General features: G+C 38.7%; 11 protein-coding genes. 1 reads left to right on the forward strand and 10 read right to left on the reverse strand.

The annotated features are described in order from the left end of the window. Window positions 1-39: 39 nt before the first annotated feature. The 8 genes from MLD65_RS02065 to MLD65_RS02100 form a co-directional block, all read right to left on the reverse strand. Window positions 40-1,362, reverse strand: coding sequence for a dihydrolipoamide acetyltransferase family protein (locus tag MLD65_RS02065; protein ID WP_243290184.1), 1,323 nt, complete (start codon window positions 1,360-1,362; stop codon window positions 40-42). 36 nt (window positions 1,363-1,398) lie between these two features. Continuing rightward, window positions 1,399-2,382, reverse strand: coding sequence for an alpha-ketoacid dehydrogenase subunit beta (locus MLD65_RS02070; RefSeq protein WP_243290185.1), 984 nt, complete (start codon window positions 2,380-2,382; stop codon window positions 1,399-1,401). Between the two features lie 13 nt (window positions 2,383-2,395). Next, window positions 2,396-3,388 (reverse strand): thiamine pyrophosphate-dependent dehydrogenase E1 component subunit alpha, encoded by a 993-nt coding sequence (locus MLD65_RS02075; RefSeq protein WP_243290186.1) that lies wholly within the window; start codon window positions 3,386-3,388, stop codon window positions 2,396-2,398. A 24-nt stretch (window positions 3,389-3,412) separates the two neighbouring features. After that, window positions 3,413-4,834, reverse strand: a complete 1,422-nt coding sequence (gene lpdA / locus MLD65_RS02080; protein ID WP_243290187.1) for a dihydrolipoyl dehydrogenase — start codon at window positions 4,832-4,834, stop codon at window positions 3,413-3,415. A gap of 16 nt (window positions 4,835-4,850) precedes the next feature. Beyond that, window positions 4,851-5,984: a butyrate kinase gene (buk, locus tag MLD65_RS02085; RefSeq protein WP_243290188.1), complete on the reverse strand. Its 1,134-nt coding sequence runs from the start codon at window positions 5,982-5,984 to the stop codon at window positions 4,851-4,853. A 51-nt stretch (window positions 5,985-6,035) separates the two neighbouring features. Continuing rightward, on the reverse strand, window positions 6,036-7,139 hold the full coding sequence (gene bcd / locus MLD65_RS02090) for a Leu/Phe/Val dehydrogenase (protein ID WP_243290189.1): 1,104 nt from the start codon (window positions 7,137-7,139) through the stop codon (window positions 6,036-6,038). Window positions 7,140-7,157: 18 nt separating this feature from the next. Next, entirely contained in the window at window positions 7,158-8,051 is an 894-nt protein-coding gene (gene yqiS, locus MLD65_RS02095) for a phosphate butyryltransferase (RefSeq protein WP_243290190.1), read from the reverse strand. A gap of 149 nt (window positions 8,052-8,200) precedes the next feature. Continuing rightward, on the reverse strand, window positions 8,201-10,273 hold the full coding sequence (locus MLD65_RS02100; protein WP_243290191.1) for a sigma-54 interaction domain-containing protein: 2,073 nt from the start codon (window positions 10,271-10,273) through the stop codon (window positions 8,201-8,203). 184 nt (window positions 10,274-10,457) lie between these two features. Between MLD65_RS02100 and MLD65_RS02105 the strand changes: the two genes are divergently transcribed. Beyond that, window positions 10,458-10,697 (forward strand): DUF2627 domain-containing protein, encoded by a 240-nt coding sequence (locus MLD65_RS02105; protein ID WP_243290192.1) that lies wholly within the window; start codon window positions 10,458-10,460, stop codon window positions 10,695-10,697. 54 nt (window positions 10,698-10,751) lie between these two features. Here the strand turns inward: MLD65_RS02105 and MLD65_RS02110 are convergent, their stop codons facing one another. Together MLD65_RS02110 and spo0A are read right to left on the reverse strand one after the other, a co-directional pair. Next, a complete protein-coding gene (locus tag MLD65_RS02110) occupies window positions 10,752-11,483 on the reverse strand; it encodes a glycerophosphodiester phosphodiesterase (protein ID WP_243290193.1) in 732 nt (243 codons plus the stop codon). A 288-nt stretch (window positions 11,484-11,771) separates the two neighbouring features. Continuing rightward, window positions 11,772-12,554: a sporulation transcription factor Spo0A gene (gene spo0A / locus MLD65_RS02115; protein WP_243290194.1), complete on the reverse strand. Its 783-nt coding sequence runs from the start codon at window positions 12,552-12,554 to the stop codon at window positions 11,772-11,774. Between the last annotated feature and the right edge of the window lie 158 nt (window positions 12,555-12,712).

Raw genomic sequence — 12,712 nt, forward strand, 5'->3', positions numbered from 1 at the left:
AAGAGAGGGAGCTATCATTTGTTAGCTCCCTCTTATTGATTAATAAACGGATGTATTTTCTTTTGATGTGTTTTCTAAAATTTCTTTTATTCGTTGTAAGAAGCGACCACAAACTAAGCCATCTAATACGCGATGATCTAATGACATACATAAGTTCACCATATCTCGTACAGCAATCATGCCGTTGTCCATGACAACTGGACGTTTTACGATCGATTCAACTTGTAAAATAGCCGCTTGTGGATAGTTAATAATACCCATAGATTGAACAGAACCGAATGAACCCGTGTTGTTAACCGTGAATGTTCCACCTTGCATTTCATCCGACTTCAATGTACCTGTACGTACTTTATGCGCTAATTCAGTGATTTCACGTGCAATTCCTTTAATCGTTTTTTCGTCAGCATTTTTAATAACTGGAACGAATAACGCATCGTCTGTAGCGACTGCAATGGAGATGTTAATGTCTTTCTTTTGAACGATTTTATCGCCAGCCCACATAGAGTTAATCATTGGGAATTCTTTTAACGCTTGGGCTACCGCTTTTACGAAAAATGCGAAGAATGTTAAATTGAAGCCTTCCTTCTTCTTAAACTCGTTCTTAATGGAATTGCGATATTCAACTAAGTTTGTTACGTCTACTTCCATCATTGTCCAAGCATGTGGAGCTTCGTGTTTACTGCGAAGCATGTTAGCCGCAATCGCTTTACGAACACCTGAAACTGGAATTTCCACATCACCAGGATACACGGGTACATTTGGCGCAGGTGCAGCTTGTTTTGCTGGAGCCGCCGTTTGACCAGGTTGCGCTTGAGCTTGTGGAGCTGCTTCTTGAACGGGTGCCGCCTGAGCTGGTTTGTCGCTTGCTTTCGGAATATTTCCAGACTCAACGAGTGCTAAAATGTCTTTACGTGTAATGCGGCCACCTTTACCTGAGCCTTCAACTTGAGATAAGTCGATATCATGCTCCTGAGCAAGTTTTAATACAGCAGGCGAGTAACGACCCTTATTTGCTGGGTCTTTAACAGGAGCGGACTTTTTCGATACTTGTTCTTCTTTTGCTGCTTCCGCTTTTTCTTCTTTTACTTCTTCAGCAGCAGTTGAATCAGCAGAACCCCCACCTTCTACTTCTACAGTACAAATGACTTCACCAACTGCTAAAGTTTGTCCTTCTTGAGCTACTAATTCTTTAATCACACCAGTGAATGAAGAAGGTACTTCCGCATTTACTTTATCTGTCATTACTTCTGCGATTGGGTCGTATTTATTTATTTTATCACCAGGTGAGACAAGCCATTTTTCAATCGTACCTTCTGTAACACTCTCACCTAGCTGAGGCATTGTCATTTTTTCTACTGCCACTTCGAATTACCTCCTTATAGCTATCCATTCGTTCGATTAAAATTCCGCTAATTCACGCATTGCTTTTTCAACTTTATCAGGGTTTACCATGAAGAATTTCTCCATCGTAGGCGCATAAGGCATTGCAGGAACGTCTGGTCCAGCAAGACGCTTCACTGGTGCATCTAAATCAAATAAACAGTTTTCAGCAATAATTGCTGAAACTTCACCCATAATGCTACCTTCTTTATTATCTTCTGTTACAAGTAAAACTTTACCTGTTTTCGATGCCGCTTCGATAATCGCTTCTTTATCAAGCGGATAAATAGTGCGTAAATCTAAAATATGTGCAGAGATACCATCTTTCGCTAAACGCTCTGCTGCTTGGAGAGCAAAGTGTACACATAATCCGTATGTGATAACGGTAATGTCTTCACCCTCACGCTTCACATCTGCTTTACCAATTGGTAATACGTAATCATCTTCTGGTACTTCACCTTTAATTAAACGGTAAGCACGTTTATGTTCGAAAAATAAAACAGGATCTTCATCACGGATAGCTGCTTTTAACAAGCCTTTCACATCATATGGTGTTGAAGGCATTACAATCTTAAGTCCTGGCTGGTTTGCAAACACAGCTTCGACTGACTGAGAGTGATAAAGAGCTCCGTGTACACCTCCACCATATGGTGCACGAATTGTAATTGGACAAGTCCAGTCGTTATTTGAACGATAACGAATACGAGCCGCTTCTGAAATAATTTGGTTAACAGCAGGCATAATAAAATCTGCAAACTGCATTTCCGCTACAGGTCTCATCCCATACATCGCAGCGCCAATCCCTACACCTGCAATCGCAGATTCTGCTAATGGTGTATCTAAAACGCGATCTTCACCGAATTTGTCATATAATCCATGAGTGGCTTTAAATACTCCACCCTTTCTACCTACGTCTTCACCGAGAATAAATACTTTTTCATCGCGTTCCATTTCTTCACGCAGAGCCATTGTAACGGCATCAATATATGAAATTACTGGCATTAAAAATTCCCCCTTACTCAGCGTAAACATGTCTTAAAGCATGTTCAGGTTCTGCATACGGAGCATTTTCCGCATATTCTGTTGCTTCATTGACAATATTCATTACTTTATCAAGAATTTCTTTCTCTTTTTCTTCTGTCATAACGCCTACTTCTTTTAAGTAAGTTGCGAATTTAACGATTGGGTCATTTTTCTTCGCTTCAGCAACTTCTTCTTGCTCACGATAACTGCGATCATCATCATCAGAAGAGTGAGGTGTTAAACGATAAGAAACAGTTTCAATTAAAGTAGGACCTTCGCCGCGAATTCCACGCTCTCTCGCTTCTTTTACCACTTTGTATACTTCTAATGGATCGTTACCATCTACTGTAAACCCAGGCATTCCGTAACCAATTGCACGATCCGATACTTTTTCACACGCTAATTGCTTTTCAACTGGTACAGAAATCGCGTATTTGTTGTTTTCGCACATAAAGATAACTGGAAGCTTATGCACTCCAGCAAAGTTTGCCCCTTCGTGGAAATCACCTTGGTTAGAAGAACCTTCACCGAACGTTGTGAAAGTAACGAGTTCTTTTTTCTCCATTTTTCCTGCTAACGCAATTCCAACTGCATGAGGAACTTGGGTTGTTACTGGAGAAGAGCCGGTAACGATTCGATTTTTCTTTTGTCCGAAGTGACCTGGCATTTGACGTCCACCTGAATTCGGATCTTCTGCTTTTGCAAACCCGGATAACATTAATTCAGTTGCTGTCATACCGAACGTTAATACGACACCCATATCACGATAGTATGGGAGGACATAATCTTTTTCACGATCTAATGCAAATGCTGCACCTACTTGCGCTGCTTCTTGTCCTTGACAAGAAATAACGAATGGAATTTTACCTGAACGGTTTAATAGCCACATACGCTCATCAACTTTACGAGCAAGTAGCATTGTTTCATACATTTCTAATACTTGTTCATCTGTTAATCCTAATGCTTTATGACGATTTTCAGCCATATGAAAACCTCCTTAATTCAGTAATTAGCTATGGATCGCTTTTCCGTCAACTGCAAGGGCAGCTTCGCCGATTGCTTCAGATAACGTTGGATGTGGATGGATTGTATGTCCAATTTCCCAAGGTGTTGCATCTAATACTTTCGCAAGACCTGCTTCAGAAATCATATCTGTTACGTGTGGACCAATCATATGGACACCAAGTATGTCATCTGTATCCTTGTCCGCAACTATTTTAACAAATCCATCAGACTCACCGAAAACAAGCGCCTTTCCAATCGCACGGAATTGGAATTTACCGGTTTTTACGTTAAAGCCTTTTTCTTTCGCTTGTTCTTCTGTTAAGCCGACACTTGCTGTTTCTGGGCTTGAATATACACATTTAGATACATTGTCATAATTAATGGGATCTGGATTCTGTCCAGCGATATGTTCAACAGCAACAATTCCTTCATGAGAAGCTACATGAGCCAATTGTAAGCCGCCAATTACATCTCCGATTGCATAAATATGAGACTCTTTCGTTTGGAAATATTCGTTTGTCGTGATGAAGCCTTTTTCAATTTGAATATCGGTATTTTCAATTCCTATACCTTCTACATTCGCTTGTCGACCAACTGATACAAGAATTTTTTCAGCAGTGAATGCTTTTTCTTCCCCTTTATGTTCCGCAGAGATTGTAACGCCTTCTCCCTTTTGTAACGTTTCAGGAAGTACTTTTGCACTTGTAACGATGTTTACACCGCGTTTTTTCATTAGACGCTCCATTTCACGAGAAATGTCACGATCTTCCGTTGGTAAAATGCGATCTGCATATTCAAGAACAGTTACTTCTACACCAAAGTCATGTAACATTGAAGCCCACTCAATACCGATGACGCCGCCGCCAACGATGATCATCGACTTTGGTAAGGATTCCATGTGCAAAGCTTCATCAGAAGTCATGACATATTCCCCGTCGATGTCTAATCCCGGTAATGTACGAGGACGAGAGCCTGTTGCAATCAAAACGTTTTTCGGAATTAACATTTCGTTTTCTTCACCGTTGTTCATTTCAACAGAAATTGTACCTGGCATCGGCGAGAATATAGAAGGACCTAAAATACGACCTGTTCCTTCATATACATCAATTTTTCCTTTTTTCATTAAGCCTTGTACACCTTGGTGAAGCTGGCTAATAATTTTATTTTTGCGTTCTTGAACTTTCAAGAAGTTAAGCTTTACTTCAGACGTTTCTACACCGAAATCTTCGCTATGTTTTGTTTGCGCATAAACTTCGGCACTACGCAGCAATGCTTTACTAGGGATACACCCTGCATGTAAGCATGTACCACCAAGTTTTCCTTTTTCAACCACTGCTGTTTTTAATCCTAATTGAGACGCACGAATAGCCGCTACATAACCACCCGTACCGCCACCTAATATGACTAGATCATATTCTGTTGCCATGTCTTAAACTCCTTTCTTAGTTCAGAACTTTTTCTTTCACGCCACCAGGGTACACTTTCGCCTCTTCTTCGCCACGAAGGACACGTAACGCACCTTCTGCAAGAGCTTGTAATTCATTTTCACCTGGGAATACAACAACGTCTGCAATCCAATCAATATAAGATGAAATTTCTTGTACAAATTCTTTCCCGTAAGCAAGTCCACCTGTTAAGACAATTGCATCTACTTGACCTTTTAAAACGGCACTTGCAGAACCGATTTCTTTCGCAATTTGATAAGCCATTGCATCATAAATCAGTTTAGCCTTTTCATCCCCATTTTCAATCATTTTTTCGACGGTAACGGCATCATTTGTTCCTAAATAGCCAACAAGACCACCTTGTCCAACAAGCTTTTTCATAATTTCTTCACGGTAATATTGACCAGAGAAGCACATTTCAACTAATGAACCTGCCGGAACTGTTCCCGCGCGCTCTGGACTAAAGGGCCCATCTCCGTGCAAGCCGTTATTTACATCAATAACACGGCCTTGTTTATGAGCTCCAACCGTAATACCGCCACCCATATGCGTAATAATTAAATTTATTTCTTCGTATTTTTTGTTAAATTTAGCTGCTACTTTACGGGCAACAGCTTTTTGGTTTAAAGCGTGGAATATACTAACCCGCTCGATTCCTGCAACACCTGATATTTTTGCAACATCCTGCATTTCATCAACGACAACCGGGTCAACAATATAAGAAGGAATATTTAACCCTGTTGCGATTTCATACGCTAAAATTCCACCAAGATTTGAAGCATGTTGACCAGCGAAGCCCGCACGTAAATCTTCAAGCATTTGGTCGTTTACTTCATATGTCCCACCTTCAATTGGACGCAACAATCCACCTCTACCACAAACTGCACTCAGTTTTGAAATATTGATTCCCTCTTCATCTAATGTTTCTAAAATCATTTGCTTACGAAACTCATACTGATCAATGATCGAAGCAAATGAATTGATTTTATCAGCATCATGACGGATCGTCTTTTCAAAAATAGAACGTTCTCCATCAAATACACCTATTTTTGTTGAGGTTGACCCAGGGTTGATGACAAGAATTCTAAATGCTTTTTCTTGCACTGTGATGACCTCCGTTTTTTTATACATGTTTTGAAGTAGTAACTTAAAAAAAGCGTTACTACTTCTTAATCAAAGTAATTATCGTGTGCGACGACGGCTTAAAATACTTTGGCCGTTTTGTAAAAATTGGCTGCGAGATTGACGCATTTTTTCAATACGCTCTTCCGCAAGACGGTCTGCTGCAACGTAAGATGGAATATTGTCCCGCTTAGAAATCTCAAATACTTTTTCAATGGTGTTGTAAATTTGCTCAACACGTTTCATCGCGCGTTCACGATTGTAACCATATAACTCATCAGCTACATTAATAACCCCACCTGCATTGATGACATAGTCTGGTGCATAAACAATACCCATTTCAGAAATGATGTCACCATGTTTCGCTTCACGAAGCTGGTTGTTTGCAGCACCTGCGATTACTTTTGCTTTTATTTGAGGAATTGTCTCATCGTTAATAATTCCACCAAGCGCACATGGAGCAAAGATATCACAGTCTACACTGTAAATGTCGTTAATGTCAACGGCTTTGGCACCGAATTCTTCAACAACGCGTTGAACCGCTTCTTTATTAATATCTGTAACAATTAATTGTGCTCCCTCTTCATGTAAGTGGCGGCATAAATTGTAAGCTACGTTCCCTACACCTTGAACTGCAATCACTTTTCCTTCTAAAGAATCTGTACCAAATGCTTCTTTAGCAGCTGCTTTCATTCCACGATAAACACCGTAAGCAGTTACTGGAGATGGGTTACCAGAAGAACCGAATGCAGGTGAAATACCTGTTACGTAATCTGTTTCTTCATAGATTAAATCCATATCAGCAACAGTTGTACCTACATCTTCTGCTGTAATGTAACGACCATTTAACCCTTGAATGAAGCGACCAAATGCACGGAACATTTCTTCGTTTTTATCTTTTCGAGGATCTCCGATAATAACTGTCTTACCTCCACCAAGGTTTAATCCCGCAGCAGCATTTTTGTACGTCATACCACGAGCTAAACGAAGTGCGTCCTCAATTGCCGCTTCTTCAGAGTCATATGTCCACATACGTGTACCACCGAGAGCTGGCCCAAGTGTTGTATCATGAATCGCGATAATCGCTTTTAATCCAGATTGTTTATCTTGACAAAATACTAATTGCTCATAATCATAAGTTTCCATATATTTGAAGATTTCCATGTTTCGTTCCCCCTAAAGTTATTTTGCTGAACAAATGGCAAGTGCTAATGAATACAATTTACTTTCTGCTGAATCAGCTCGGCTCGTTAAGACAATAGGCGCTTTAGCTCCAGCAATAACGGCGCCGACTTTTGCTTTTGCAAAATAAATTAATGATTTATACAAAATATTCCCCGCTTCAATAACAGGAACTAAAAGGATATCCGCATCACCAGCTACTTCGCTCGTAATCCCTTTATGTTCTGCTGCTTTTATAGATACTGCATTATCAAGTGCTAGAGGACCATCAATAATACAATTTTTAATTTGCCCTCTCGCATTCATTTGTGCAAGTGCGGCTGCATCTAATGTTGCTTGCATAGCAGGATTCACCGTTTCCACAGCAGCGATTGGTGCAACTTTTGGTGTATCAATCCCGATGGAAGTAGCAATATCAACCGCATTGCTTACAATTTGTGCTTTTTGTTGTAAATCAGGTGCAATATTCATTGCCGCATCTGTTACGATGATAAACCTGTCATAGTCAGGCACTTCAAACACGGCAACATGTGATAGTACATTCCCAGTACGTAGCCCATGTTCTTTGTTTAAAACTGCTTTTAAAATAGTTGCTGTCGGTACATTCCCTTTCATTACAACATCTGCATCTTTTTGTTGAACAGCCTTTACAGCTTGTTGGGCAGACATTTCTTTGGAGGTTGTATGAACAACTGTCACACCTTCTTCTTGTACACCTTTTGCTTTTAATAAATGATGAATTTTTTCTTCATCTCCAAAAAGTAAGAAATTTGCTATTTGCCTTTCACGTGCAGCTTTAACTGCTTCAATTACTTCTTCATCTTCTGCTTGAGCAACTGCTACAGTTTTGCCTTCTAATTGGGCTGCTTTTGTAAGCAAATCATCTAACTTCATTAATGCCTCAACCCTTCCGAAGTTTAGTTAGCATCCCCTTTGTTAGCACCCGTTAATATAATTAGCAAGAATCGTGCCAACTTCACCGTTGTTGAAAACGCTTTATTCGACAATATTTTTATACTGCAAATTATTGCACTATACGCAAACTATTGCATGTCATTTTTTGCAAGATTAAATTTTTCTATTTTATAATATAAATTCCGGATTGAAATCCCTAATTGTTGTGCAGTTTTTGTTCGATTATAACCATTTTCTTCAAGAGCATTTCGAATGACATCGGATTCAAATTGATCTACAAGGTCAGATAAACGAGCAGTATTAGTATTGACAAAATGATTTATTTTCTTCATATTATTTTGTTCTAGCTCTAGCTCTAACTGTGGCAAGTGGTGCTTTTGAATAATCGTTTCATTATGGTTCATGAAAATAATGGCACGTCCTAATATGTTTTCTAGTTCTCGAACATTGCCAGGCCATTGATATCGAAAAAATACATTTAATGCTTCCTCACTTATCCGTTCTACATTTCGTCCATAGTCTTGATTAATTTTCCGAATTAAATACCCACACAATGCCGGAATATCAACTTTTCGAAGTCGTAATGGCGGAATAGAAATAGGATAACGATTGAGACGGTAATACAAATCTTCACGAAAACTACCATCAGCCATTGCCTTCTCTAAATTAACGTTCGTCGCCGCAATAATTCGAACATTGACAGGTATTGCTTTTGTCCCGCCAACTCGAACAATTTCTCTCTCTTGCAGCACTCTAAGTAGTTTCGCTTGCATATGAGCGGATAATTCGCCAATTTCATCTAAAAAAATACTCCCATTATTCGCCTCTTCAAAATACCCTCTTTTTCCGCCACGTTTTGCACCGGAAAAAGCACCTTCTTCATAACCGAACAATTCACTTTCAAGTAATGATTCTGAGATTGCAGCACAATTGACACGAATAAATTTATTAAACCTACGATCACTTGCATTATGTATGGCGTGAGCAAAAAGTTCTTTTCCTGTACCTGATTCCCCGCGCAATAATATAGTGGCAGGTGTTTTGGCTCCAAGTTTTGCTTGATCAATCGCCACTTTCATTTCTTCACTTTCCCCGATAATATCGTTAAATGAATATTTCGCTTCAAGCGTCCGAATGATCTGCCTAGCTCGATTCAATTCATTCGTTAATGTTTGTATTTCAGAAACATCGTGTATAACTCCGACACTCCCTTTTAACTTTCCATCGACAATAATTGGAGCAACATTTACGATAACATCCTTTTTATTCGGCCCAACCTTTAACCGAGCTCCTCTGAAGGGTCGTCTCGTTTTTAATACTTTCATATGCATACTTTCCCCTTCTGAAATGTCAATTTCAGCTGGTTTTCCAATAACCTCTTCTTCTGTCAATCCTGTCATTCTCGTATAGGCCCGATTAATGAGAATTCCACGACCTTCTTCATCTACTACCGAGATAGCTTCTTCAGACGATTGAATCGTCGCTTCTAACATCGTTTGAATTTCTTTTAAGTTAGTAATTTCTTCTGCCAATTGCTCTACTTCTGTAATATCCTTAAAGATCGATAATGCACCGTGCAACTCTCCTTTTTCATCCATGATTGGAATTCGAGTTGTAACGATTGACACACCATTATCCAATAAAAGCTGCTGGTTCACTTCGATATTTCTAGTGGTTAGTACATTGGGTAACCCGCTTTTTGGCATAATTTCTTGAATTGACTTTCCAAACACTTCTGACCGCTTCATTCCAGTTACTTTTTCAGCAGTTTTATTAAATAAGAAAATACATCCTTCCACATCGATGCCTATCATCCCGTCATTTGTTGAATTAAAGATGGTCTCTTGTACGTATGTTTTATGTTCAAGCGTTTCAATTAGAGATTCTTTTTCTTCTATCAGTTGCGATAAAATCATAGCAATAGAACCAGGAATAACGATTAAATTGTCACTCCGAACAGTTATCAATTCTTTCGCTAACTCATCATCCCCCGTTGCTTCCATGACGATATCAATTTGATCAGAAAGTATCGGCTTCCATTCTGTACTAGTTAAAATCCCTAATGACCGGGCTAAATCCATCCCTGGGGCTTGAGGGTTTTTGTCCACAACTGCAACGATTTGCAACATTTGCGTTCGATGAAGTTTTTTTATTAACGTCATGCCCCCTTTTCCTGCACCAATTAACATCACTTTTTGCATAAAAATCCCCCTTATCTAAAGCCGTTCATCTGTTAATGAAATTTTTTGCATTACTAATATCATATCCATGTTTCCCGGGGTTGACAAATAATAAAAACAAGATGAAAATTAAGAAAAGTGCAAGCGCCTTGATTTGTTTCAGGCAAAATGTTTTCTTGATTTATGTATGAAGGGATTTACAATCATGACAAGAATGATCGCTCTTTTAATTATGGTTATACCTGGAATTTTCGCTGCATATGGCATTAAATTAATGCGGGATATGGTATTCGGTGTATTACACCCACCTTTCCCATTTCTAGGCTTACAGTTTTTAGTTGGCCTTCTTTTATTCGTTTTAGGTTTAACGTTTATTGCGGGATTTATTTTTCACCGAGACCGAAAAAGAAATAAAGTACAAGCTCGTTTTAAGAAAAAAAACTAGCCTAAACATCGGCTAGTTTTTCGACGATCGTAGCCATTTGATTGGCTACTTTTTTTAGTTGACAGACTTTTTTTGAATCGCTTTTTCTGGAAAGTCTGTAATAATTGCTTCAACCTCTAAACGAAAGAACCTCTCTATATCTTTCATTTTATTCACTGTATACGGTCTAATTGGCACATTATGTTTCTTTGCTTCTTTAATCACTAATTCATTTTTAAGTGACCGGTAATGTGGATGAAGGCCATTTACACCAATTTTCTTACAATAATCCCACGGCTCATATAACCATTCACTATAAAGAATAGCTGTTTCAATGTCCTTTGCGATGCGGTGAAGACGGACTAAACTATAATGGTTAAACGATGAAAGGATAACGCGATCTTCAAGTCGGAATTGTTTGACCATATCGACGACCTTTTCTTCTAATTGAAAATAATCAATCACACTGTTTTTTAATTCAATATTGAGGAAAAAGGGCTGTCTTTTTTTTGCCCAACTTAAAACTTCTTCTAATTTAGGTATTGGGCATCTACCTAAAAATTGTGTAAAGGTGTATGAAGCGTCTACATGTTGAATTTCACGATATGTATAATCTTTCACCCAACCTGTTGCATTCGTCGTTCGATCCAATGTTTCATCATGAATGACAACAAGTACGCCATCTTTCGTCATTTGAACATCCAACTCAATGCCATTAGCACCTTGTAAATATGCCGCTTCAAATGCGAGCATCGTATTTTCCGGATATTGTTTACTTGCACCTCGATGGGCAAAAATTTTTGTCATTTTAAGCCATCCTTTCATAAGAAAAGCGTAAGCTCCTTGGTCAGCCTCAGACAAAAATATTCTTACGACGAAAAGGAGCTCTTTACCTTTACGACGTCACGTTTCTGATTCAAGAAGCTAGGTGCTGGAGCTGGACATAGGAGACTTTACATTAATTACTGAAAGCTTTTTCAAATGATAATTTTTGATATCATAACAAAACCCAATAAATTTGATTAAACTTATTGGGCTTTAACGATCATAGCGACTATTTAATTAAATGTTAAAACCGATTTATTCCTAACCCTTTCAAGAAGCTTTATGTTCGAGACGCAATTTATCTGCAACCATCGCAATAAATTCTGAATTTGTCGGTTTTGCTTTTGACATGCTTACCGTGTAGCCAAACAAGTTTGATATGGACTCAATATTCCCTCGGCTCCAGGCAACTTCAATCGCATGACGAATCGCACGCTCAACTCTTGATGCGGTTGTGTTGTATTTTTTGGCAATATCTGGATATAACACTTTCGTAATTGACCCTAATAATTCAATGTCTTTATATACCATCGAAATCGCTTCACGTAAGTATTGATATCCTTTAATATGGGCAGGTACACCAATTTCGTGAATAATGCTTGTAATCATGGCGTCTAAGTTTGCCGTTTTTTCCTCAGGCTGCGATAACTGTTTTGATCGATTCATAATAGGCGAAGCTTTTCCACTTACTTGACGAATATGATTTGCTAAACTTTCCATATCGAATGGCTTTAAAATAAAGTAAGCAGCCCCCAAGTCGACCGCTTTCTTCGTCACATCTTCCTGACCAAAAGCGGTTAACATGATCACATTTAATTTGTTTGGAATATCCAGTTCCCGCATTTTTTCTAACACTGCAAGACCATCTAAATGGGGCATAATAATATCTAACAATAATACATCTGGTTTTTTCTCAGGAAGTAATTTTAAACAGTCTTGTCCGTTGTGGGCAACACCTACAACTTCCATGTCATCAAGGCTTGATAAATATTCTTCTAAAAGGGCCACAAGCTCTTTGTTATCATCAACAATACAAACCTTAATTTTTTTCACACTTTATCCTCCCCATGTTCATTTCCATTATCATACGCGATTTATTAGTCTAACAGTTGTTTTCGACAATTCTCCAAAGATTCCTCTTTATTTTTGAAAAAAACTAAAGATTTTCATTTATCTCCATTTTTCTCTATTTTTCTTATGTATTCGACGTG

Source organism: Bacillus sp. FJAT-47783, from assembly GCF_022808615.1.
Lineage (GTDB): Bacteria > Bacillota > Bacilli > Bacillales > Aeribacillaceae > Bacillus_BZ.